Origin of the sequence: Dyella ginsengisoli (assembly GCF_044904665.1) — a bacterium.
In the GTDB taxonomy this organism is placed as follows: Bacteria; Pseudomonadota; Gammaproteobacteria; order Xanthomonadales; family Rhodanobacteraceae; genus Dyella_A; species Dyella_A ginsengisoli.
Genome location: NZ_JADIKM010000005.1, coordinates 91359 through 112454 on the forward strand (window position 1 = coordinate 91359; position 21096 = coordinate 112454).

A 21096-nucleotide genomic window follows, 5' to 3' on the forward strand; every position below is an offset into this window, starting at 1 on the left:
GAGCGTCGTCAGGCTCGACCGATCGGACGTCAGGATTCCAGCGTCGCGTCCAGCGTGATGGTCGCCTTGAGCACCTTCGACACCGGGCAGCCGGCCTTGGTCGCCTGCGCGATGCGCTCGAAGGTGGTGGCATCGGCGTCCGGCACCACGGCCTTGCAGGTGAGGTGCACCGCGGTGATGGCGAAGCCGTCACCGTCCTTGTCCAGCGTGACCACCGCCTTGGTGTCGATGCTGTCGGCGGTGAGTCCCGCTTCGCCCAGTCCCAGCGACAGCGCCATCGAAAAGCAGGCGGCGTGGGCGGCGCCCAGTAGTTCTTCCGGATTGGTGCCGGGGCCGTCCTCGAAGCGCGAGGTGAAGCCGTACGGCGCCTCGCGCAGCACGCCGGTCTCGGTGGAGATGCTGCCGGTGCCGGTGCGCAGGTCGCCGGACCAGTGGGCGGACGCGGACTTCTTCATCGGATGTTCTCCTCACCATGGCGAGCCGTGCCGGCCCGGTCGACGGTGCATCGTGCGCGCCGCCACATTCACGAAACGCGAAATCCTGCGATCGCTGCGATGCGGTGACGCCGACGCCGCAGGCCGTATGCTTGCGCTTTGCCACCGAGTGCCGCGCATGACCGCCCCGTTCGACATCCAGCACGACGAGCGTGCCCATCGCTTCCAGACCGTCGTCGATGGACAGCGCTGCGTATTGGTCTACAGCCTGGGCGGCCCCGGTGGCATGGTGATGACGATCGACCACACCGGCGTGCCCGCGGCGGTCGGCGGGCGCGGCATCGCGTCGGCACTGGTCGAGGCGGCCTTCGCGCTGGCCCGCCAGCGTGGCTGGAAGGTCGAGCCCGCCTGCTCGTACTCGGCGGTCTGGGCACAGCGTCATCCGGACGTGGCCGACCTGCTCGCCTGAGCTCGTGCCGCCCCCGACGCACACACGGACCCCGCGCATGAACCCCAACAATGAGACGAGCCCGCCCACTTCGCCATCGCCGGAGCGCGGCTGGCGACCGTGGCGCTCGCTGCGGGCGCGTCCGCGGCTCAGCCTGTCGGCGGCGATCTTCGTGTTCGTTGGCGCCGTGCTGATCGGTGGCGCTGGCATGCCGATGGCGCCGGCGCTGCTGCTGGGATTCGACGTGGGCGCGGCGGTGTTCCTGGGTGGCATGTGGCGGCTGTTCGACCACGCCACCACGGCCAGCATGCGCGAGCAGGCGCGTCGGCAGGACGCGGGGCGTTGGGGCATCCTGTGGAGCGCGATCGGCGTGACCGGCGTGGTGATGATGGCGCTGGGCACGGAACTGCACGCGGCCGAGAGCGGCGGTGCGCTCACGCTGGCGGTGGCTGGCATCAGCATCGTGCTGGCGTGGCTCTTCATCAACGTGATGTTCGCGCTGCACTACGCGCACGGCTTCTACGGCGACTACGGCAGCCAGCACCAGGGGCTGGACTTCCCCGGCAAGCAGGAGCCCGATTACTGGGACTTCGCCTATTTCTCCATCGTGATCGGCATGACCTTCCAGGTCTCCGACGTGCAGATCACCAGCCGCACGCTGCGGCGCATGGTGCTGCTGCACAGCGTGATCGCGTTCTTCTTCAACGTGTTCATCATCGCGGTGACGGTGAACATCGTCGCCGGGCAGGCGTGAGTCCCGGCGGATGATCGGGATCGTCGGCAAGGACGGCGAGGGTTTCCGCCTGCTGCTGCCGCGCGCGTGCAGCGTGGTGGACGGCCGCCTGCGCGTGGTGCCGTTTCCGCCGCGACGCATCGTGGCCAGGTTGGGACTGTTCAATGCACTGGTCACGCTGACCGTCGTGGCTTGCCGGCTTGACGACCGCCGTGGTCAGACCAGTCCGACGCACGACTGGGTCTACCTCGCTGCGCTGGCTGCATTACTGGTGGAAGCGGTGTTCAAGCTGCGCTTTGTCATGCGGCGCAAGGCGATCCGGGTGGAGCTGCCGTTGGACTTGCGGCCGATTCCGTCGTGGCTGTGGGCCGAGCACGTGCAGTTCTTCGCCGCGCTGGTGGTCGCCACCGTGGCCAGTATCGAGCGCGACCATCCGCGTTATGGCACGCCGTGGGAAGTGCTGGGCTGGCTGGGCGTCGCGATGATCCTGCTGCCGTGGTTCAACCGGTGGAGACTGTGGCGCCGCCAGCGCGGTTGAGATCGGCGAGCATCAGTCGCGGAAGTTGTCGAACTGCAGGGGCACGTCGGCGTCGCTGTTGCGCAGCAACGCCATCGCAGCTTGCAGGTCGTCGCGCTTCTTGCCGGTGACGCGCAGCTTCTCGCCGTTGATCTGCGCTTCCACCTTGAGCTTGGCCGCCTTCAGCGCGGCGATCAGCTTCTTCGCGGCCGGCTGCTCGATGCCCTGCTTCACGGTAATCTTTTGCCGCGAGCCGACCACGTTGGTTTCCGCATCGGCGATGTCCAGCGCGCGCAGGTCGATCTTGCGGGTGGACAGGCGCGTGGTGAGGATGTCGCGCATCTGCTTGAGCTGGAACTCGCTGGCGCCCACCACCGTGATCACCAGGTCGTCCAGTTCGAACTTGGCGTTGCTGCCCTTGAAGTCGAAGCGCGTAGTGAGCTCGCGGTTGGCCTGGTCCACGGCATTGGTGAGCTCGTGCTTGTCGACTTCGGAAACCACGTCGAAGGAGGGCATGGCGGCATCTCGGGCGGTGAGGGGAAGATCGCCAGTGTAAGCCAGTCGCCGCATGGGATAATCCCCGCCCGCCTCCACGACCCGTCATTCCAGCGCACGCTGGAATCCAGTGCCCTCATGCCCGCATTCAGCCACAGCCGCCGATTTCTCCTCAGCCCGACCACGAGCGACCGCCCATGAATGTCGACGTGCTGGTGATCGGCGCCGGGGCCGCCGGCCTGATGTGCGCGATCACCGCCGGCCAGCGCGGCAAGCGCGTGCTGGTGGTCGATCACGCCAACAAGCCCGGCAAGAAGATCCTGATGTCCGGCGGCGGGCGCTGCAATTTCACCAACATGGGTACCACGCCGGCGAACTTCCTCTCGGCCAACCCGCACTTCGCCAAGTCGGCGCTGGCGCGCTACACGCCGTGGGACTTCGTCGCGCTGGTGGAGAAGCACCGCATCAAGTACCACGAAAAGGAACTCGGCCAGCTGTTCTGCGACGAATCCTCCAAGCTGATCGTGCGCATGCTGCTGGACGAGTGCGCGGCAGCGGGCGTGGAAGTGCGCACCAGCTGCGCGGTAAACCAGGTACGCAAGGTCGAGGGCGGCTTTCGCGTGGGCACCGCTGCGGGCGAGGTGCACGCCACGTCGCTGGTGGTGGCCACGGGCGGCCTGTCGATTCCCAGCATGGGAGCCACCGGCTTCGGCTACGAATTGGCGAAGCAGTTTGGCCACACGGTGCTGCCGACCCGCGCCGGGCTGGTGCCGTTGACCTTGAGCGGCAAGCACCAGGAGCGCTACCAGGACCTGGCCGGGCTCGCCCTGCCGGTGAGCGAGGCGAAACTCGGCCGGCAGGCCTTTCGTGCCGGCCTGTTGTTCACCCATCGCGGCCTTAGCGGCCCGTCGATCCTGCAGATCTCCAGCTACTGGCAACCAGGCGACGACCTGCGCATCGACCTGTCGCCCGACGTCGACGCCGGCGACTGGCTGATCGGCCAGCGCGCCGATCGCCCTGCGGCCGAACTCAAGACCGTGCTCGGTGAGCTGCTGCCCAAGCGCCTGGCGCAGCGCCTGTGCGAGCTGTGGTTCGAGAGCCGGCCGATGCGCCAGTACCGCGAGGCCGAATTGGCCGACATCGGCAAGCAGCTGCACGACTGGCCGATCACCGCCAGCGGCACCGAAGGCTACCGCACCGCCGAGGTCACGCTGGGCGGGGTGGACACGAACGAGCTCTCCTCGACCACGATGGAGTCCAGGCGCGTGCCCGGCCTGTACTTCATTGGCGAGGTGGTGGACGTCACCGGCTGGCTGGGCGGCTACAACTTCCAGTGGGCGTGGGCCTCGGGCCACGCGGCGGGCGAAGTGGCCGGCTGACGCGGCAACGGGCCGCGCTTCGCGAGGACTGAACGCAGCGCGTGCTTTCATGCGCGGCTGATTCCCCGCAAGGAGACCCGCATGAAAGTCGGTTTTATCGGTCTGGGTGCCATGGGCAGTGCGATGGCGAGCAATCTGCTCGCCGCCGGCCACGGCGTGACGGTGTGGAACCGCTCGGAGGCCGCTACCGAGCCGTTGGCCTCGCTGGGTGCGAAAGTCGCCCGGACGGCCGATCGCGCCGTGCTCGGCGATGCGGTGTGCTCGATGCTGGCCAACGACCAGGCGGTGCGCGCCGTGTTCCTCGACAGCGGCCTGCTGGACGCGATGGACCCCGGCACCGTGCACGTGAACCACGCCACCATCTCGGTGGCGCTGGCCCGCGAGCTGGCCGAGGCGCACGCGGCGCGCGGGCTCGAGTACGTCGCCGCGCCGGTGTTCGGCCGGCCGGATGCGGCCGCCGCGGCCAGGCTCAACATCGTGGCGGCCGGCAAGGCGGCGGCGATCGACAAGGTGCGTCCGCTGCTGGACGCCATGGGCGCCAGGGTGTGGCCGATGGGCGAGACGCCCGAACGCGCCAACGTGGTGAAGATCGCCGGCAACTTCATGCTCGCCGCGGCGATCGAATCGATGGCCGAGGCTTCCGCGCTGACCCGGGCCCACGGCGTGGGCGCGGCCGATTTCCTCGAGGTGATGACCTCGACGCTGTTTGCCTCGCCGGCCTACCAGGGCTACGGCAAGCTGATTGCCGAGGAGCGCTACAGTCCAGCCGGTTTCGCCATGCCGCTGGGCCTGAAGGACGTGGGGCTGGCGCTCAGCGCCGGTGAGGCCACGCGCGTGCCGATGCCGTTCGCCGGCGTGCTGCGCGACAACTTCCTCGACGCGCTGGCCCACGGCGGCGAAGCGCTGGACTGGTCGGCGCTGGCCTTGGTGGCGGCGCGGCGCGCTGGTCTCGATAAGCGCGAGGACGTCTGAGCGACGCGGCTTCACTTGGAGGAGCCCGCTCGCGGGCGATGCCCTCGCTCTGAAGCCAAGTTCAAAGCCAAGAGCATCGCCCGCGAGCGGGCTCCTATACGAATGAAATCTCAGCGGGTGGCGCGCCGGCTGAGCCAGATGTCGAGCTGGTTGGCGAACGCCTGGCGGTCGCGCGGATGGAAGGCAGAGGGGCCGCCGGTGTCCACACCGGTGCCACGCAGCTCCTCCATGAAGTTCCGCATCGACAATTGCTGGGCGATGCTGTCGGAGGTGAACGGCACGCCGCGCGGATTCACCGCCTGCGCGCCCTTGTCGAGCACCTGCGCGGCGAGCGGGATGTCCTGCGTCACGACCAGGTCGCCCGCAGCCACGCGCCGCACGATCTCGTCGTCCGCCACGTCGAAGCCACCCGCGACCTGCACGCTGCGCACGTAGCGCGAGGGCGGCGTGCGCAGCGCGTGGTTGGCGACCAGGGTGATGTGCACCTGCGCGCGCTCGGCGGCGCGGAACAGGATCTCCTTCACCGGCACCGGGCAGGCGTCGGCGTCCACCCAGATCTGCGTCTCGCTCACGCTGGCGTCCAGCGCAGGGTGCCATCGACAATCGTGTGTGTGCGTCCGCCCACCCACACCGCGCCGTCGGCGTCGATGTGCACGAGCAGGCGCGCGTCGTAGCCGATCTCACGGCCCTGGCTCACCGCGTAGCCGCGAGCCAGCGAGCTGTGCGGCTCGGCGTGGGCGAGGTAGGCGGCGAGCAGGCCGTTGGCCGCGCCGGAGGCCGGGTCCTCGACGATGCCGGCGCCGGAGGCGAGCGCGCGCACCGCCAGTTGGTAATTTCCGTTAGACGACGCACTGCGGGCGAACGCGCAGATGCCCATGCTGTCGCTGGCACGGCCCAGCTCACCGATCGCGGCGTGATCGGGCTGCCAGCTACGCAGGGTGGCTTCGTCGGCGCATTCGACCACCCACCAGCGCCGCCCGCCGTCGACCAGGGCCGGCGGCAGTCCCCCCGTCGTCACGCCGGCGAGGGCAGGGCGCAGCAGCGGGTGCGCGTCGTTGCCGATGGCGAGCACGGCGGCGGCCGGCGAACGCAGCAGCAGCTGGCGATCGTCGCCCGAGCCCTCGACGCGGATCGGCAGCACGCCGGCCTGGCATTGCTGCCACAGCAGGCCGTCGCGCGGTGCGGCGATGCCACAGGCGAGCACGGCGTGTGCGCTGCCCACGCTGGGATGGCCGGCGAAGGCGATCTCCTTCGTCGGCGTGAACATCCGCACGCGGTAGCTGGCCGACGGTTCGGTCGGCGGCAGCAGAAAGGTGGTTTCGACCAGGTCGGTCCAGCGGGCGAAGCGCTGCATCTGCGCGTCGCTCCAGCCGCGGGCGTCGGTGACTACGCCCAGGTGATTGCCGCCGCCGAGGCTGGCGGCGAAGACGTCCAGATGCAGGTAGCGAAAGGTGTCCATCGGGCTCGATCCGGCGCGACCGGCGCCTTGGGCCGGCCATGATAGCCGGGCGATCACGCAGGCCCGATCAGCCTGCCAAGCGACCGAAGCCGAACAGCGCGTCCAGCGGATGCCGCCTGCCCTGGATCGCGTCGCGCACCATCGCCGCGGCGATGGTGCTGTAGGTGATGCCGTTGCCGCCGTAGGCCATCACGAAGTGCACGCGCGGATCGTGGCCCGGCGCGTTGCCGATGAAGGGCAGGCCGTCGTCGGTTTCGGCAAACGTGCCGGCCCAGCTGAACGCCAATTCCGGCCGGCTGTCCGGCGCCAGTTCGCGCAACCGGCTCATCAGTTTTTCCACCTTGCGCGGCAGCACGGCGGCCCGCTTGGCGGGCAGGTCGAGGCGGTCATCCTCGCCGCCGATGATGATGCGGCGGTCGTCGGTGGCGCGCAGATAGACGTACGGCCGCGCCGATTCCCAGATCACGTTGTCTTCCAGCTGCAGTGGCAGCACGTCCATGGGCTCGGTCACCAGCGCGTAGCTGGAGTGGTTCACCGCCACGCGCTGCTTGAGCCAGCGCTGGGTCTCGTAGCCAGCGGCCACCACCAGATGTTGGCAACGGACCTGGCCGCCGTTGGCCAAACGCAGGCGGATCTCCTGCGGTTCGGCGGTCCAGTCCTCGACGCCGCCGGCGTCGTGCACCCGCACACCGCGCTCGCGCAGCTGGCCGAGCATCACGCGGGCAAAGCGGTACGGATCGAGCCGGCCCGCATGTGGCGTCCACAATGCCAGCGGCGCGTCGATGCCGAAGCGTTCGCGCACGCTGGCGCTGTCCAGCTGCTCCACCGGCAGGCCGTGCCGCTGGCGCGCCTGATACTCGCGCTTCAGTGCCGCCACGTGTCGCCGCTTGCTGGCGAAATACAGGCTGCCGCAGGGGCGGAAACCCACCGGCACGCCCATCCCGGCGACAATGCCGGCCAGCGTGTCGATCGCTTCGTCGCAGGCTTGGTAGGCGCGCGCGGCCGTCTCGCCGTAGCGCTGGATCAGCTCCACCAGCGGCGTATCGATCTCGTACTGCAGCAGCGCGGTGCTGGCAGCGGTGCTGCCCCAGCCAGCCTCGCGGCGGTCGATCACCAGCACGTCCATGCCGGCCTCGGCCAGCGCATGGGCCATCAGGCTGCCGGTGATGCCCGCGCCGATCACCGCCACCTCGCACTGCGCGTCGGCCGTGAGGGCAGGGAAGTCGTCGATCAGCCCGTTGCTGACTGTCCACCACGGGTAGCCGCTTTTGGTATCCATCCACGCAGCATGCCGATGCCGGCCGTCAAGGGTGCGTCACGGTCGACAGCGTGCGTGCCGCCCGCCAAGATGGCCGGCAGTCTCGACTACCGATGGACCTCATGACGATCACCCTCATCATTCTCGCCGTGACCTGCGTGGTCTCGTTCATGGCGCTCAACAACGGCAAGCTGATGGATGACCTGCTGCTGTGGCCGCCGGCCATCCAGCGCAGCCGCGAGTACTACCGGCTGGTGACCTACGGCTTGGTGCACGCGGATTTCGGCCACCTGCTGTTCAATATGCTCACGCTGTTCTTCTTCGGCCGGGCGATGGAGCCGTTCTACGCGGCGCGCCTGGGTGCGCTGGGCTTTCTGCTGTTCTACATGGGCGGGCTGGTGGTCTCGATCCTGCCGACCTATTTGAAGAACCGCACGAACGCACGGTATCGCAGCCTGGGAGCCTCCGGCGCCGTATCGGCCGTGCTGTTCGCCTTCGTGCTGCTGGCGCCGTGGTCGCGCATCTACGTGTTCGTGGTGCCGCTGCCCGCAATCATCTACGGTCTGCTCTACACGGCGTACTCGATCTACATGGACAAGCGCGGCCAGGACAACGTCAACCACAGCGCGCATCTGTGGGGCGCGGCCTACGGCGTGGCTTTCACGCTGCTGATCGAGCCGCGCACGCTGTCGCATTTTCTCTATGCGCTGTCCCATCCCGGTGCCGGGTGACCGCAGGGCCACACCGCCGCGGCGAGATGGATGAATCCACAACGGCATGCGGCGGTCGCCCATGACAGGCGCGGGGGCGGGCGCAATACTCGCCGAGGAGTGAGCGTCGAGCGCCGGCTTCGATCAAGAGCACCGATCGGAAGCGCCGCCCGTCACGAGCACCACTTCACCGATCACCGCAGGAGATAGACGCATGGCAATGACACGCAAGTCGGCCGCGAAGAAGTCCGCGGCAAAGAAATCCACCGTCGGCAAGAAGAAGCCGGCGGGCAAGGCTGCAGCGAAGAAGGCGACGGTCAGGAAGCCGGTCGCGAAGAAGGCTGCCGCGAAAAAGACCGCCGTAAAGAAAGTCGCGGCCAAAAAAACACCCGCCAGAAAAGCGGCCGTGAAGAAAGCGGCGGCCAAGAAGGTGGCAAAAAAGGTTGCCGTGAAAAAGGCAGCCGTAAGGAAGGTGGCGAAAAAGGCCGCCGCCCAGCGGCCCGCGGTCAAGAAGGCGGCGCCGAAAAAGCCCGCCGCCACGAAGACTGCCGCCAAAAAGACCGCCACCAGGAAGGTCGCGACTCCGGCCAAGCCGGTCGGCAAGACCGCCGTCCGCGCGATGCCGGCAAAGAAGCTCGCGGCACCAAAGACCGCAGCGAGCAAGCCCGCAGCGAGCAAGCCCGGCGTCACCGTACCGGCACCCAAGCGCGCCCCGGCTGCTCCGGCGGCCGCACGCCGTCCGGCCAAGGCCAACTCTGCTGCGCCGGCAAGCGCTCCGCGCGCGACGCCGGCCGAGGCGGCACCGGTCCGGCACATCAGCCCGGAGGAAGCGGTGGCGCACATCCAGGCGCTGCTCGACGCCAAGCACGAGCGCGATCGTCAGGGCCCCAGCTGGCCCGGCGCCGATCAGTCCGCCCATCCGGCCGGTGGTCCGAGCATGCATGCCGACGCACCCGTGACGGCCACGGCACCTGCCGCGGTGGCGCACCAGCGCGGCGACCAGGGCAAGCGCAGCAAGGGATGAGCCGGTTCCGGAGCGAATCAGGGCGCGTTCATCGGCCGGGATTAGCGTGAGCGTCGGTCGCACGTCGCGCCCTTTCGTCTCCGGAGCGGTGTCATGAAGAAATGGTTGCTGGGTGGTGCGGTGGTCATCGCCTCCTCCCTGCTGGGCGGCTGTTACGTCGCTCCCGACTACGGCTACGTGCGTGGCGGAGGCTACGGCGGCGACGCCTATTACGGGCGCAGCACCACGGTCTACGACGACGGTTACTACGCGCCGGGCTATTACTCGCCGGACTACTACGGTGGTTACGCGTACCCGGGCGGCGTGAGCATCGGCGTCGGCACCACATGGTACGGCGGCTCGCGCGATCGATATCGCCATCGCGACCACGACTATCGCCAGCGGGACCGCGACCGCGACGACCACCGCGACGACGGCCGCCATGCAGGTTCGTGGAACGGCGGCGTACACGACGATCGCAGCGGATGGAACGGTCGCGGCGGCGATGGGGGCGGACGCGATTCGCGCCGCGACGATCACCGCTCCGATGGCGACCGCAGCGGAGGCGGCGATCGCCGTGACGGTCGTCGCCGCGATCGCGATCACGACCACCGTTGAGGCAGGATGGACGTTCCGGAGCGATCCTCCCGAACGTCCCTGATGCCTTCGTCTCTCTCGTTTCGCCAACCGATCCGGCGCCTCGGCCGTCTTGCCGCACTCGTCATGCTCGCGATGGTGGCCAGCGGCTGCAGCAGCGTTCGCTACTACGGCCACGTCACGCGCGGCCAGCTGCGCCTGCTGCACCAGCGTCAACCGCTGCCGCGGGTCATCGCCGATCCGCGCACCCCGCCGCAGCTGGCCCGACGCCTCACGCTCGCCATGCAGGCGCGAGCGTTCGCCTCCGCGCAGCTGGCCCTGCCGGACAATCGCAGCTACACCAGCTACGTGGCGCTGGACCGGCCCTACGTCGCGTGGAACGTGTTCGCCGCGCCACGCTACGCGGTGGAGGCGGTGCCGCAGTGCTTTCCGTTTGCCGGCTGCGTGGCGTACCGCGGCTACTTCCGCCAGGCGCTGGCCGAACAGCGCGCCGCGCAGTTGGGCGGGCAGGGGCTGGATGTCTGGGTGGGGCCGGTCCCGGCCTATTCCACGCTCGGCTGGTTCGCCGACCCGATCCTCAGCTCGATGATGCGCTGGGACGACGACGAGCTCGCCGGCACGATCTTCCACGAGCTGGCCCACCAGCGCGTATATCTGAAGGGCGATACGGCCTTCAACGAGTCCTTCGCCACCTTCGTGGAGCGCGAGGGGGTGAGGCAATGGCGGCAGTCGCGCGGCCTGCCGCCTCCGGATGATCGCGAGCGGGCGATGGAAGCGGGCTTCACCGCGCAGGTGCTGGCACTGCGCGAGCGACTGCGGAGCGACTATGCGCGTGGCGGCGACGAAGCGACGCTCGCGGCCCGCAAGCGCGAGGACATCGCCGCCTTCCGTCGCGACTACGCCGCATGGCGCGACCGCGCGTTTCCGGGCGATCACCGCTACGACGCCTGGGTCGCCGCGCCGATCAACAATGCCCGGCTGCTGCCCTTCGGGCTGTACGACCGCTGGACCGGGGCATTCGCCGCGCTGTTCCGTCAGGCGGACCGCAACTGGGCGTTGTTCTATCGCCGTGTGCGGGCACTGGCGCGACTCCGGCCGGCCGCACGCGAGCAGGCGTTGCGAGCGCTGGACGCGCCGGCTGCTGCGGTCCGGTGACGCCGGAAGCGCGGACGGCCGCCAGTTTTTCGTCAAGCCGCTGCGTGTCCCGCAAGAATGCCCCTCTCGCAAGAAGCTGACGCCTTGACCGCACGGCAGCTGAATATTTTTGTCGACGCCCTTGAACTTCTCCGGCGCGATCCACACAAAGGGGTCGTATCGCCGTGACGGCGACAGGAAGTGGTCCAGAACAACGAGCCACTGAGGGGTCGGCCCCTTCCTCCCCCGGATCGCCGACCTGACAAACCCCGGCATGCCCCTCCCCTGGCTGCCGGGGTTTTTTTATGCCCGCGGCGCGATTCGCGCCGATAATCGCAGAGCTTCCGCATGGACCCGCCGATGATCATCCGCTCGCTGCTCGACACCGACCTGTACAAGTTCTCGATGATGCAGGTGGTGCTGCACCAGTACCCGGGCGCGGAGGTGGAGTACCGCTTCAAGTGTCGCAATCCGGGCGTGGACCTCGTGCCGTACATCGACGAGATCCGTGGCGAGCTGGAGCAGCTGTGCACGCTGCGCTTCACCGCCGACGAGCTGGATTACCTGCGCAGCTGGCGCTACATCAAGAGCGATTTCGTCGACTTTCTCGGCCTGTTCCAGCTCAACGCCAAGTATGTGGAAATCACCCCTTCGGATCGGGCCAACGGCGAGATCGAGATCCGCATCCGCGGGCCGTGGCTGCACACGATCCTGTTCGAGGTGCCGCTGCTGGCGATCGTCAACGAGGTGTACTTCCGCAATACCCAGCCGCAGCTCGATCTGTCGGTGGGACGCGAGCGCCTGGCCGCCAAGATCGCCCTGCTGCGCGAGACGCCCGGCTACGCCGACTGCCGCATCGCCGACTACGGCACCCGCCGGCGGTTCTCGCGCGCCTGGCACGAGGAGGTGGTCACGACCTTGCGCGACCAGTTGGGTCCGCAGCTGGCCGGCACCAGCAACGTGGCGCTGGCAAAGCAGCTCGGCCTGACGCCGCTGGGCACGCTGGCGCACGAATACCTGCAGGCGCATCAGGCGCTGGGACCACGCCTGCGCGATTCGCAGGTGGCCGCGCTGGAAGCGTGGGCGCGCGAATACCGCGGCGACCTTGGCATCGCGCTGTCCGACGTGTACGGCCTCAACGCGTTCCTGCGCGATTTCGACATGTACTTCTGCAAGCTGTTCGACGGCACCCGCCACGACTCGGGCGACCCGTTCGCCTGGGGCGAGCGGGTGCTGGCGCATTACCGCGCCAACCGGGTCGACCCGCGCAGCAAGATCCTGGTGTTCAGCGACGGGCTGGACATCCCGCAGGTGATGAAGCTGTACGCGCACTTCCAGGGGCGCTGCCAGCTTGCCTTCGGCGTGGGCACCAACCTCACCAACGACGTGGGCCCGATGCCGCTGCAGATCGTGATCAAGATGGTCCGCTGCAACGGCCAGCCGGTGGCCAAGCTCAGTGACAGCCCCGGCAAGAACATGTGCGATGACGCCGCCTATGTGGCCTATCTGCGGCAGGTGTTCGAGATCCCGGCCGAGGCCGGCGGTTGAGTCCGCGACGGGGCGGTGTGCGTATCCTGTCGGTCGGCGCGCTTCAGCGCCGGCCAGGCGAGCACTAGCAGCGAGACGACGCACGCGAGGGCGGAAATGATCAGGGGCATGGGCGCAGGACCGGTGGCCAGGCACCCACCATAGCCGGCGTCGAACGGACGGCCATACGGCGATTTCTCATAACCATATGCCGGCGGCCGCATCCGCGACCCGCCAGCCACACGAGGGACAGGACATGACCGATATCTACGACTTCACCGCCCGCGACATCGACGGCAACGAGCGTTCGCTGGGCGAGTTCCGCGGCAAGACGCTGCTGGTAGTCAACGTGGCTTCCAAGTGCGGATTCACGCCGCAGTACACCGGGCTGGAAAAGCTGTGGCGCGAGATGCGCGATCGGGGCGTGGTGGTGCTGGGTTTTCCCTGCGACCAGTTCGGTCACCAGGAGCCGGGCGACGAGGCCGAGATACGCAACTTCTGCAGCACGCGCTACGAGGTGAGCTTCCCGATGTTCGCCAAGATCGAGGTGAACGGCGCCGGTGCGCATCCGCTGTACCAGTGGCTGAAGAGCGAGGGCAAGGGGATTCTCGGCAGCGAGGCGATCAAGTGGAACTTCACCAAGTTCCTGGTCGATGCCCAGGGCCAGGTGGTGAAGCGCTACGCGCCGACCGACACGCCCGAGAAGATCGGCCGCGAGATCGCCGCGCAGCTCGGCTGATCGCGCCGCTCAGGGCCGGGCGGTGTCGCTCGCCAGCCGTTCGGCGATGGCGTCGAGCTCGTGGCTGGCCGGCGGATCGCCTGCGGCCGGCTCGTAGTTGTTGAGCAGGATCGCGAAGGCCAGGTGCTGGCCCGTTGCGCTGGTGACGTAGCCGGCCAGTGCGTGCACGTAGGTCATCGAGCCGGTCTTGGCCTGCACGTTGCCGGCTGCCGGCGTGCCGCGCATGCGGCCGATCAACGAGCCGTCCACGCCGGCCAGCGGCAGCATGTCGCGCAGGCTCGCCGCATAGGGCTGCACCGCGAGGTATTGCAGCAGCCGCACCATCGCCGAGGCGGTCACCAGGTTCTGACGCGACAGGCCGCTGCCCTCCTCCAGTCGCGCGTCGGCGGGCTGAATGCCGATGCGGTCGAGCAGCTCGCGCAGCGCGCGCAGGCCCCAGACTTCGGTGCTGGTGAAGCCGGTGGGGGGCGCGTCCGACTGCATGGCCAGCGTCTGCGCCTGCACGCCTGCCATCAGCAGCAGGTTCTGCAGATAGAGGTTCTGCGAGCGCTTCAGGCCGCTGCGCAGGATCTCGCCCAGCGGCGGCGAGGCGATCTCGCCGACCAGGGTGGCGCCAGCGGTGAGGGCGGTGTCGTCCTGCGGCCAGTGCACTATGCGCACCCGGCCATCGAGCCTGACGCCGTGGCGGGCGAGCGCTTCGCGCAATTGCTCGGCGGCGACGCGTGCCGGGTCGCTCATCGCCACGCGCAAGCGCCGTGGCGCGCTGCCGGCCGGCAGACTGCCGAAGGCGTACAGCGTGTCGCTGCCCGGTGCCCGGTAGAGATTGAGGTCGCTGGCGCTGCTCGCCGGACCGGTCATCAGGCGGCTGTCGATGGCGGGAATCGCCAGCGGCGGATCCATCGCGACGTCGGCGGCGCGACCGGCGTGCGCGGCCGGTGTGAGGGTGAGCCAGCCGCTGTTCTCGTCCACGCTCAGCGCCGCCGCGGGCGCGGCGAAGGCACCGAGCAGATCGCCCACTTCCCAGCCCGAGCCGATCGGCGGGCCGGCGAAATACGTGTCGTCAGCGACCAGGTCGCCGTGCACGCGACGGATGCCGTGCGCCGGCAATTGTGCGGCGAGCCGATCGGCCCAGTCCGGACTGGCCGAAGTGCCCAGCGTGGGATCGCCCATGCCGTACAGCACCAGCGGTCCGTCCAGCCGGCCGCGGCGGATCGGTCCCTTGGCCAGCAGCCGGGTCGCGGTGTGCTGGTCGGCGCCCAGGCGATCCAGCGTCAGCGCGGCGGTAAACAGCTTGGCGGTGGAGGCCGGTTCGAGCAGCCGGTCGGCATCGTGGGCGTAGAGCGTCTGCCCGCTGTCCAGCGACACCACCTTGATGCCCCAGCTGGCGGCGGCGAAGCGCGGCGAGCGGATCAGCGCATCGATGGACGATGCGATCGAGGCGTTTGGCGTAACGGCGGTGGGCGACGCCGATGCGGCGCGCGAAACCGGTGTGATGGCGAGGGCGATGACGAGCGCGGCGGCCCGGGAAATGAGTCGGTGCATGGCTTGCAGTATGGCGACAAGGGCCGCGCCGTGCAGGTCGAAAAGGGTCGATCTGTTAGGCTTGGATCTTCGTGCCGGCTTGCCGCCGGCGGTTTTGCACCTACGACGCGAGACTCTTCATGCAGATTGCCGACCACACCGTTGTTTCCTTCCACTACACGCTGACCGACGACCAGGGCACCGTGATCGACAGCTCCGCCGGGCGCGAGCCGCTCACCTACATGCATGGCACCGGCCAGATCGTGCCGGGGCTGGAGAAGGTGATGGCCGGTCGCGTGGCGGGCGATCAGTTCAAGGTCGACGTGGCGCCGGCCGAAGGCTACGGCGAGCGCCATGCCGAGCTGGAGCAGCAGGTGCCGCGCGAGGCCTTCCAGGGCGTGGACGACATCCAGCCCGGGATGCAGTTCCAGGGCCGCGGTCCGCAGGGCGTGATCAACGTGACCGTCACCAAGATCGAGGACGGTGTGGTGCACATCGACGGCAACCACCCGCTCGCCGGCCAGACGCTGCACTTCGACGTGGAAGTGACCGACGTGCGCCAGGCCACCGAGGAAGAAACCGCGCACGGCCACGTGCACGGCCCGGGCGGCCACCATCACTGAGGCCGCCTGCCGCCGCTGCCCGCGTCGAACCCGGGTACGAAAAACGCCGCCGTGAGGCGGCGTTTTTCGTGGCGGCGGCGAAGCTCAGTACCAGTCGAGCAGCGACACGCCCACGCCCAGGTAGGTGGCGTTGTGGTTGTAGTCGATCAGGCTCTCGCCGTAGCCCTTGAACAGCTCCATGTAACCGCGCAGGTTGCCGCCCACCGGAAAGCTCCAGGTGAACTGGCCGGCGCCGTGGCTCTGGCTGCCGCCGCGCAGCGAGTGGCGCAGCATCAGGCCGAATTCCTGGCCGTTCCACTCGTGCACGATCTGCATTTCGCCGCGGCCCATGTAGTTGCTGATGTCCGGGTTGTCGTCGGTGCCGCGGCTTTCCGGGATGCGCCACCACGGACGCAGCATCACGGTCCAGCCGTTGCGCTCGAAGCCGACGTCGGCGATCACCCGGTTCCAGCTGCGCGACAGCGGGTTGGAGCGGCCGTTGGACTGGTGGTTCAGGCCGATGCCGAGCAGTCGGCCTTGCCAGCCGAGCACGTCGTAGTGCGTGCTGAACACCAGCATCGCCTCGGGCTCGTAGTTGGTTTCGCGGAACGGGCGCGACAGCTTCGAGTTGTAGACCTGCCAGCGCGAGGACTGGGTGTAGCCGATCCACAGGTCGCCGCCGGCATCGCCGAACACGTCCTGGACCGCTTTTGTCTTCAGGCTCAACTGGACCTTCAATTCGGCGTTCTGCAACTGCTGCGCGGTCGGTACCGTGTTGTCGGGGTTGGGGCTGGTGGGGAGTTCGTTCTGGTTGCTGGTGGCGAATACCGGCAGCACGTACACCGGCTTGTAGCCACGGATGTTGAAGGTGCCGAGCTTGGCCTCTGGCGACAGCTCCCAGCGCGAGTCGAGCAGGGACAGCGGCGCGGAGACGGCGTCGTTGCCGCCGGAGTCCTTGCCGGTGTCGCGGGCGAACAGCTCCACGTCCGCCGGGCTCGCGCGCTTCTGCGCCACCGGCAGGTTCACCCGGCCGGTGGCGCGGTCGTAGCAGGCCAGGCGCTGGGCGTCGCTTTCGATCGCGGTGCAGCCGCGGATGTCCATCGGATCGGGGTTCTGCGCCCGTGCCGGCAGTGCGTGGAGCGCGGCCGAGGCGGTCAGCGCGAACGCAAGGGAACGGGAAAAGCGGGGGGTCTTCATGACAAGGAGCCTGGGTGGAGGGGCACAAGCGGCACGGTGACACGAAGAGGCCGGCCGCACACGCATGCGGCCGGCCTCGATGCGCAAAACGTTACCGCTGTTTGGACCAGCGCGCGTATTCGGCGGCGCTGATGCGGTGGTCGCGGTTGCTGTCGGCGTAGTCGAAATCGTTGGCGAGCGGCGGATAGGCGTTGGCCTGGTCGGTGCTGATGAACTTGCCGCCGCCGGAGAGTTGCTCGAACGCGGGCGCGGCCATGGTCGGTGCCGGTGGCGGCAGTGCGCTGCGCACGGTCACTTCGCCCTGCGGGGTTTGGAATACCGCCTGGGTCTGCGTCGCGGGAGACGGCGCCATCGCCGGTTCGGCCGGTGTCGCCGGTGGGGCAGTGGGTGGGGAAGGCGCGGCTTGTCGGGCCAGGGTTTGGCCGGCGACCAGCAAGGCACCAGCTCCCATCAGGGAGATCCAGGGTGTGCGCAATTTCATGATCGATACTCCATGCCAGAATCGTGGGGGAGGGGCGCATCGCGTGAAGCCCGCCCAGGCGGTCGCGCGATGCACCGCGGCACGCTAGCAAAGAGAGTGTCAATGCCGGCTCAACCTGTTGCTGTGTCATCCGCCGCGTCCGCGGCCGATCGTCCGCTTACGCTCATACAGGCGCGCTGCCTGCAACTGCATGCGCAATGCCTGCTGCAGCCGCCACGGCGGTGCGCCCGTCCGGCCGATCTGGCCGCGATGGTGACGCGCATGCGCCTGCTGCAGATCGACACCATCCACGTCGTGGCGCGCAGCCCGTACCTGGTGCTGCACGCGCGGCTGGGCGATTACCCACCGGAGTGGCTGGAGCAGGCGCTGGCACAGGGCGAACTGGCCGAATGCTGGGCCCACGAGGCCTGCTTCGTGCCGTCGGGCGACTATGCGCTGCACGATGCCTGGCGCCACCAGCGCGGACACCACTGGTCGTACCGGCACGCGGCGCGTGTGCACCAGGAGCATCGAGCGGAAATGGACGATCTGCTGGCGCACATCGCCCGCGAGGGGCCGGTGCGCGCGGCCGACTTCGCCCGCGAGGATCGCGGCGCCGGCGGCTGGTGGGCGTGGAAACCGGAGAAGCGCTGGCTGGAGGCGTGGTTTGCGCTGGGCGAATTGATGGTGGCCCGCCGCGAACGCTTCCAGCGGGTCTACGACCTGGCGGCGCGGGTGCGCGCGTCGTGGCCGGTGGCTGCCGACGATGGCGGGCTCGCCACCGAGGCGCTGCGCGAGCGCTTCATCCTCGACACGGTGCGTGCGCTCGGCATCGTGCCGGCGCGCTGGATCGCCGATTACTACCGGCTCAAGCCGCAGGTGAGCGATCGCGAACTGGCGTCGCTGGTGGCCTCCGGCCAGCTGCTGGCGGTGGCCGTGCGAGGCTGGAGCGTGCCGGCCTACGTCCATGCCGACCACGCGCCGGCGCTCGCCAAGGCCCGCGCCGGCCGGCTGCGCGCCACCCATACGGCGCTGCTGTCGCCGTTCGATCCGCTGGTGTGGGATCGCCAGCGTGCGCAGGGCATGTTCGACTTCGACTATGCGCTGGAGTGCTACACGCCGGCGCCCAAGCGCCGCTACGGCTACTTCGTGTTGCCCATCCTGCATCGCGGCGCGCTGACAGGACGGCTCGATGCCAAGGCGCATCGTGCGGACGGCGTGTTCGAGGTGAAGGCGCTGTTCTTGGAGGAGGGCGTGGTGCCCGGCGAGCGGCTGGTCACCGAGCTGGCCCGGGCGCTGCAGGATCTGGCCCACTGGCACGGCACGCCGACGGTGCGCGTCCTGCGGTCCCGGCCGGCCGGCTTTGCCGGTGCGCTGAGGGCCGCGCTCAAGCGGCGCTGAAGATCGCTTCAGTGCGTGCCGCCGCTGCCGGCGGCTGCCGGATCGGGCGCGCACGCCTTGCCGTGCAGCGCCTGGCGCAAGGTGCCGGCGAGCGAATTGCAGCGCGCGGCGAGCTGCGGGCGGATCTCCGGCCGCAGTGAATCCCGCAGCAGGCTCCGGCGCATTTGCTGGTAGTGGGATTCGATCTGGTCCGGTGCATAGATGGCGGCGGTCCGGTGGCAGGCGCGGTAGCTGGCCAGGTAATCGTCGCAGGCCGGGATGCCGGTGTTCGCTGGGAGCGTGCCCTCGGCCCGCGCCGTGTCGCCGGAGGATGCCTCGCTCGCGGCCGCAGGATGGGCATGCGCGGGGTGCGATGCGCGGGTGGCGGGCTTTACCGGCTTGTCCGCGCAGCCGCCAAGGAGGATGCAGAGGGCGAGGCCGGCAAGGGCAGGGCGGGGCAGCGGCATGGTGGTGTTCCTTGGAGCGGGCGCGAATGCCGCGACTAGACTACGCGGCTGGTCAAGAAAACCTGAATGCCGACCGGTCAAGCGGCGCTGATAGGCCGTCAGGCAGGGGCTGCGGCCATCGCGGAGCTTTCCGACCTGTGGTTATAATTTTCCCGCTGTGTTTGCCGGGGTCACCAGAGTCTTCTGACCCGATGCCGCTGATGCCTATCTGCTTCATCGCTTCACCCCTAGGATTTCCGCGCATTCCAGTCCCCTCGGCGTCCCTCGTGGTCGCCGGGTTCGATACCAGAAAACCTACGGAGTGACTCCCATGTCTGATCGTCAGATCGGTACCGTCAAGTGGTTCAACGACGCCAAGGGCTTCGGCTTCATCAGCCGCGACAATGGCCCGGACGTGTTCGTGCATTTCCGCGCGATCACCGGCAACGGCTTCAAGAGCCTGCAGGAAGGCCAGCAGGTCAGCTTCAAGGTGGTGCAGGGCCAGAAGGGCCTGCAGGCCGAGGAAGTGACCCCGGCCTGATCGGCTCCACGCCATTCTTGACCGAAAAGCCGGGCAGCGATGCCCGGCTTTTTTCTTCCGCGCGCGCCGCGCCCGGGCGGCCGGCTTGCGGACGGCGAAAATCCGCTATGCTTTTTTCACTGTGTCAGCTCCTCGCCCCTGCGGGTCCGTGCCGGCGTCAAGTCCGGTTGAGCCCACCGCGTTGCGCATGGCCCAGTCGGCCGTCGCCCGGGCGGGTGGCGGACCGGTCACGTCGAGCGTAATCGGAGTGAGTCATGTCGGATCGAGAGATTGGCACCGTCAAATGGTTCAACGACGCCAAGGGGTTTGGCTTCATCAGCCGTGAGAGCGGCCCGGACGTGTTCGTGCACTTCCGCGCCATTACGGGCTCGGGTTTCAAGAGCCTGAAGGAAGGGCAGAAGGTGAGCTTCAAGGTGGTGCAGGGCCAGAAGGGCCTGCAGGCCGAGGAAGTCACCCCGGCCTGATCGGCCGCAAGCATGTACTTTGACAGGAGGCCGGCATCAGTTGCCGGCCTCCTGCGCGTGTCCGGCATCCGAGCCGGCGTGGCGCGGCAGCGTCATTTCTCTGCTGGCCTGCGCGCCGGCTTTTCATGGAAGCGCGATGATTTCCCTTGCTGAAATGACGCCCCCGGCGCCCGACATCGTGCCGGTCGAGACGGTCGATGGCGCGCGATTCGAGCTGATCCTGGTGATGTCGCCCGAAGCCCCGGCACGTCGGGCGTTGCTGTGGCTGCCGGCGATGGGTGTGCCGGCGCGTCACTACCTGCCGCTGGCGCAGGAGCTGGCCGCGCGCGGCGTGACGGTGGCGATCCACGAGTGGCGCGGCATCGGTTCGAGCGACCGTCGCGCGAGGCGGCGGATGGACTGGGGTTATCGCGAGCTCCTCGAGCGCGATCTCGCCGCCAGCGCGGCGCTGCTGGGCGATCGCATGCCTGGCATCCCCTGGGCGATGGGCGGGCACAGTCTCGGTGGCCAGCTGGCCTGTCTCTACGCGGCGCTGCATCCGCAGCAGGTCGACGGCCTGGTGCTGGTCGCCAGCGGCGCGCCCTACTGGCGCGCATTCCCTCATCCCTGGTCGCTGCGCGCCGCGTTTCATCTGGCGCCGCTGCTGGCGCACCTGCGTGGACATTTGCCGGGACGCCGGCTGGGCTTTGCCGGCAACGAGGCGCGTGGCGTCATCGCCGACTGGGCCCGCACGGGCCGCAGTGGCCGCTACGCGGCGCGCGGCATGGCGCAGGATCTGGAGGCGGCGCTCGCCGAGCTGCGCACGCCAGTGCTGGCGATTCGCCTGTGCGACGACTGGCTGGTGCCTCCCGCTTCGCTGGACTGGCTGCTCGGCAAGCTGCCGGCATCGCCCGTGCAGCGGGTGGAACTGGCGGCCGACGCGCTCGACGGCCAGCGCGCCGACCACTTCGCCTGGATGAAGGCGCCCGCCGCCGTGGCAGACGCGATCGCCAACTGGTTGCGCTGAGGAAACACCGCGTTCGCCAGTCGACTCCGTTCGCGCCTTGAAGATGCGCCCGCGCGCCAGCAACTCGTTCTTTT

The 21096-nt window shown here is 68.8% G+C and carries 25 protein-coding genes; 16 read left to right on the plus strand and 9 right to left on the minus strand.

Annotated features, from left to right (window positions below; all coding sequences use genetic code 11):
* Positions 1–29 precede the first annotated feature (29 nt).
* Positions 30–455, minus strand: a complete 426-nt coding sequence (locus ISP17_RS16290) for an OsmC family protein (protein WP_404634995.1) — start codon at positions 453–455, stop codon at positions 30–32.
* A 157-nt stretch (positions 456–612) separates the two neighbouring features.
* Here ISP17_RS16290 and ISP17_RS16295 point away from each other — a divergent pair, with 157 nt between their 5' ends.
* From ISP17_RS16295 to ISP17_RS16305, 3 genes are read left to right on the plus strand one after another with little or no spacing between them, the layout of a single operon-like run.
* Positions 613–903 (plus strand): GNAT family N-acetyltransferase, encoded by a 291-nt coding sequence (locus tag ISP17_RS16295; protein WP_404634997.1) that lies wholly within the window; start codon positions 613–615, stop codon positions 901–903.
* 37 nt (positions 904–940) lie between these two features.
* Entirely contained in the window at positions 941–1636 is a 696-nt protein-coding gene (locus ISP17_RS16300; RefSeq protein ID WP_404634999.1) for a DUF1345 domain-containing protein, read from the plus strand.
* A gap of 10 nt (positions 1637–1646) precedes the next feature.
* Positions 1647–2153 carry a hypothetical protein gene (locus tag ISP17_RS16305; protein WP_404635001.1) on the plus strand — a complete coding sequence of 169 codons (507 nt, stop codon included), beginning with the start codon at positions 1647–1649 and terminating at the stop codon, positions 2151–2153.
* A gap of 12 nt (positions 2154–2165) precedes the next feature.
* Here the strand turns inward: ISP17_RS16305 and ISP17_RS16310 are convergent, their stop codons facing one another.
* On the minus strand, positions 2166–2648 hold the full coding sequence (locus tag ISP17_RS16310; RefSeq protein WP_404635003.1) for a YajQ family cyclic di-GMP-binding protein: 483 nt from the start codon (positions 2646–2648) through the stop codon (positions 2166–2168).
* A 176-nt stretch (positions 2649–2824) separates the two neighbouring features.
* On the opposite strand from ISP17_RS16310, the gene ISP17_RS16315 reads away from it, so the two are divergent.
* Positions 2825–4006: a BaiN/RdsA family NAD(P)/FAD-dependent oxidoreductase gene (locus ISP17_RS16315; RefSeq protein ID WP_404635005.1), complete on the plus strand. Its 1182-nt coding sequence runs from the start codon at positions 2825–2827 to the stop codon at positions 4004–4006.
* Positions 4007–4066: 60 nt separating this feature from the next.
* Positions 4067–4978: an NAD(P)-dependent oxidoreductase gene (locus tag ISP17_RS16320; RefSeq protein ID WP_404635394.1), complete on the plus strand. Its 912-nt coding sequence runs from the start codon at positions 4067–4069 to the stop codon at positions 4976–4978.
* A 110-nt stretch (positions 4979–5088) separates the two neighbouring features.
* On the opposite strand, the gene ISP17_RS16325 is transcribed toward ISP17_RS16320, so the two are convergent.
* The 3 genes from ISP17_RS16325 to ISP17_RS16335 all read right to left on the minus strand — a co-directional run bounded on the left by ISP17_RS16325 (position 5089) and on the right by ISP17_RS16335 (position 7716).
* The gene (locus ISP17_RS16325; protein WP_404635007.1) at positions 5089–5550 is read right to left on the minus strand and encodes a YaiI/YqxD family protein; all 462 of its coding nucleotides are present in this window, start codon (positions 5548–5550) and stop codon (positions 5089–5091) included.
* Entirely contained in the window at positions 5547–6437 is an 891-nt protein-coding gene (locus tag ISP17_RS16330) for a PhzF family phenazine biosynthesis protein (protein ID WP_404635009.1), read from the minus strand. Before ISP17_RS16330 ends, ISP17_RS16325 begins: the two co-directional genes overlap by 4 nt.
* 67 nt (positions 6438–6504) lie before the next feature.
* A complete protein-coding gene (locus ISP17_RS16335) occupies positions 6505–7716 on the minus strand; it encodes an NAD(P)/FAD-dependent oxidoreductase (protein ID WP_404635011.1) in 1212 nt (403 codons plus the stop codon).
* A gap of 101 nt (positions 7717–7817) precedes the next feature.
* Between ISP17_RS16335 and ISP17_RS16340 the strand changes: the two genes are divergently transcribed.
* The 6 genes from ISP17_RS16340 (at position 7818) to ISP17_RS16365 (ending at position 13405) form a co-directional block, all read left to right on the plus strand.
* Entirely contained in the window at positions 7818–8426 is a 609-nt protein-coding gene (locus ISP17_RS16340; RefSeq protein WP_404635013.1) for a rhomboid family intramembrane serine protease, read from the plus strand.
* A gap of 193 nt (positions 8427–8619) precedes the next feature.
* Entirely contained in the window at positions 8620–9429 is an 810-nt protein-coding gene (locus tag ISP17_RS16345; protein WP_404635015.1) for a histone H1-like repetitive region-containing protein, read from the plus strand.
* A 93-nt stretch (positions 9430–9522) separates the two neighbouring features.
* A complete protein-coding gene (locus tag ISP17_RS16350) occupies positions 9523–10026 on the plus strand; it encodes a hypothetical protein (RefSeq protein WP_404635017.1) in 504 nt (167 codons plus the stop codon).
* A gap of 105 nt (positions 10027–10131) precedes the next feature.
* Positions 10132–11160: an aminopeptidase gene (locus ISP17_RS16355; RefSeq protein WP_404635396.1), complete on the plus strand. Its 1029-nt coding sequence runs from the start codon at positions 10132–10134 to the stop codon at positions 11158–11160.
* Between the two features lie 339 nt (positions 11161–11499).
* Complete coding sequence (gene pncB / locus ISP17_RS16360) at positions 11500–12687, plus strand: nicotinate phosphoribosyltransferase (protein WP_404635019.1); 1188 nt, start codon at positions 11500–11502, stop codon at positions 12685–12687.
* 235 nt (positions 12688–12922) lie between these two features.
* The gene (locus ISP17_RS16365; RefSeq protein ID WP_404635021.1) at positions 12923–13405 is read left to right on the plus strand and encodes a glutathione peroxidase; all 483 of its coding nucleotides are present in this window, start codon (positions 12923–12925) and stop codon (positions 13403–13405) included.
* Between the two features lie 9 nt (positions 13406–13414).
* Here the strand turns inward: ISP17_RS16365 and dacB are convergent, their stop codons facing one another.
* Positions 13415–14947, minus strand: a complete 1533-nt coding sequence (dacB, locus tag ISP17_RS16370; protein WP_404635023.1) for a D-alanyl-D-alanine carboxypeptidase/D-alanyl-D-alanine endopeptidase — start codon at positions 14945–14947, stop codon at positions 13415–13417.
* 119 nt (positions 14948–15066) lie between these two features.
* Here dacB and ISP17_RS16375 point away from each other — a divergent pair, with 119 nt between their 5' ends.
* Positions 15067–15549 (plus strand): FKBP-type peptidyl-prolyl cis-trans isomerase, encoded by a 483-nt coding sequence (locus tag ISP17_RS16375; protein WP_404635025.1) that lies wholly within the window; start codon positions 15067–15069, stop codon positions 15547–15549.
* An 84-nt stretch (positions 15550–15633) separates the two neighbouring features.
* On the opposite strand, the gene ISP17_RS16380 is transcribed toward ISP17_RS16375, so the two are convergent.
* A complete protein-coding gene (locus ISP17_RS16380; protein ID WP_404635027.1) occupies positions 15634–16725 on the minus strand; it encodes a phospholipase A in 1092 nt (363 codons plus the stop codon).
* 91 nt (positions 16726–16816) lie between these two features.
* Positions 16817–17206, minus strand: a complete 390-nt coding sequence (locus ISP17_RS16385; RefSeq protein WP_404635029.1) for a hypothetical protein — start codon at positions 17204–17206, stop codon at positions 16817–16819.
* Between the two features lie 261 nt (positions 17207–17467).
* Here ISP17_RS16385 and ISP17_RS16390 point away from each other — a divergent pair, with 261 nt between their 5' ends.
* Positions 17468–18586, plus strand: coding sequence for a winged helix-turn-helix domain-containing protein (locus ISP17_RS16390; RefSeq protein ID WP_404635031.1), 1119 nt, complete (start codon positions 17468–17470; stop codon positions 18584–18586).
* Positions 18587–18594: 8 nt separating this feature from the next.
* On the opposite strand, the gene ISP17_RS16395 is transcribed toward ISP17_RS16390, so the two are convergent.
* Positions 18595–19032, minus strand: coding sequence for a hypothetical protein (locus tag ISP17_RS16395; protein WP_404635033.1), 438 nt, complete (start codon positions 19030–19032; stop codon positions 18595–18597).
* A gap of 310 nt (positions 19033–19342) precedes the next feature.
* Here ISP17_RS16395 and ISP17_RS16400 point away from each other — a divergent pair, with 310 nt between their 5' ends.
* From ISP17_RS16400 to ISP17_RS16410, 3 genes are all read left to right on the plus strand, one after another.
* Positions 19343–19552, plus strand: a complete 210-nt coding sequence (locus ISP17_RS16400; RefSeq protein ID WP_324894316.1) for a cold-shock protein — start codon at positions 19343–19345, stop codon at positions 19550–19552.
* Positions 19553–19806: 254 nt separating this feature from the next.
* On the plus strand, positions 19807–20016 hold the full coding sequence (locus ISP17_RS16405) for a cold-shock protein (RefSeq protein WP_404635035.1): 210 nt from the start codon (positions 19807–19809) through the stop codon (positions 20014–20016).
* Positions 20017–20152: 136 nt separating this feature from the next.
* On the plus strand, positions 20153–21022 hold the full coding sequence (locus ISP17_RS16410; protein WP_404635037.1) for an alpha/beta hydrolase family protein: 870 nt from the start codon (positions 20153–20155) through the stop codon (positions 21020–21022).
* The last annotated feature ends 74 nt before the right edge of the window (positions 21023–21096 follow it).

Bases quoted from the DNA above. Each gene is read 5' to 3' on its own strand.
- ISP17_RS16340 (WP_404635013.1), top strand. From the start codon at position 7,818: ATGACGATCACCCTCATCATTCTCGCCGTGACCTGCGTGGTCTCGTTC.
- ISP17_RS16300 (WP_404634999.1), top strand. From the start codon at position 941: ATGAACCCCAACAATGAGACGAGCCCGCCCACTTCGCCATCGCCGGAG.
- ISP17_RS16365 (WP_404635021.1), top strand. From the start codon at position 12,923: ATGACCGATATCTACGACTTCACCGCCCGCGACATCGACGGCAACGAG.
- ISP17_RS16380 (WP_404635027.1), bottom strand. From the start codon at position 16,725: ATGAAGACCCCCCGCTTTTCCCGTTCCCTTGCGTTCGCGCTGACCGCC.
- ISP17_RS16315 (WP_404635005.1), top strand. From the start codon at position 2,825: ATGAATGTCGACGTGCTGGTGATCGGCGCCGGGGCCGCCGGCCTGATG.
- ISP17_RS16345 (WP_404635015.1), top strand. From the start codon at position 8,620: ATGGCAATGACACGCAAGTCGGCCGCGAAGAAGTCCGCGGCAAAGAAA.
- ISP17_RS16405 (WP_404635035.1), top strand. From the start codon at position 19,807: ATGTCGGATCGAGAGATTGGCACCGTCAAATGGTTCAACGACGCCAAG.
- ISP17_RS16330 (WP_404635009.1), bottom strand. From the start codon at position 6,437: ATGGACACCTTTCGCTACCTGCATCTGGACGTCTTCGCCGCCAGCCTC.
- ISP17_RS16390 (WP_404635031.1), top strand. From the start codon at position 17,468: ATGCGCCTGCTGCAGATCGACACCATCCACGTCGTGGCGCGCAGCCCG.
- ISP17_RS16305 (WP_404635001.1), top strand. From the start codon at position 1,647: ATGATCGGGATCGTCGGCAAGGACGGCGAGGGTTTCCGCCTGCTGCTG.
- ISP17_RS16335 (WP_404635011.1), bottom strand. From the start codon at position 7,716: ATGGATACCAAAAGCGGCTACCCGTGGTGGACAGTCAGCAACGGGCTG.
- ISP17_RS16350 (WP_404635017.1), top strand. From the start codon at position 9,523: ATGAAGAAATGGTTGCTGGGTGGTGCGGTGGTCATCGCCTCCTCCCTG.
- ISP17_RS16355 (WP_404635396.1), top strand. From the start codon at position 10,132: ATGCTCGCGATGGTGGCCAGCGGCTGCAGCAGCGTTCGCTACTACGGC.
- pncB (WP_404635019.1), top strand. From the start codon at position 11,500: ATGATCATCCGCTCGCTGCTCGACACCGACCTGTACAAGTTCTCGATG.
- ISP17_RS16395 (WP_404635033.1), bottom strand. From the start codon at position 19,032: ATGCCGCTGCCCCGCCCTGCCCTTGCCGGCCTCGCCCTCTGCATCCTC.
- ISP17_RS16295 (WP_404634997.1), top strand. From the start codon at position 613: ATGACCGCCCCGTTCGACATCCAGCACGACGAGCGTGCCCATCGCTTC.
- ISP17_RS16410 (WP_404635037.1), top strand. From the start codon at position 20,153: ATGATTTCCCTTGCTGAAATGACGCCCCCGGCGCCCGACATCGTGCCG.
- ISP17_RS16290 (WP_404634995.1), bottom strand. From the start codon at position 455: ATGAAGAAGTCCGCGTCCGCCCACTGGTCCGGCGACCTGCGCACCGGC.
- ISP17_RS16310 (WP_404635003.1), bottom strand. From the start codon at position 2,648: ATGCCCTCCTTCGACGTGGTTTCCGAAGTCGACAAGCACGAGCTCACC.
- dacB (WP_404635023.1), bottom strand. From the start codon at position 14,947: ATGCACCGACTCATTTCCCGGGCCGCCGCGCTCGTCATCGCCCTCGCC.
- ISP17_RS16375 (WP_404635025.1), top strand. From the start codon at position 15,067: ATGCAGATTGCCGACCACACCGTTGTTTCCTTCCACTACACGCTGACC.
- ISP17_RS16385 (WP_404635029.1), bottom strand. From the start codon at position 17,206: ATGAAATTGCGCACACCCTGGATCTCCCTGATGGGAGCTGGTGCCTTG.
- ISP17_RS16400 (WP_324894316.1), top strand. From the start codon at position 19,343: ATGTCTGATCGTCAGATCGGTACCGTCAAGTGGTTCAACGACGCCAAG.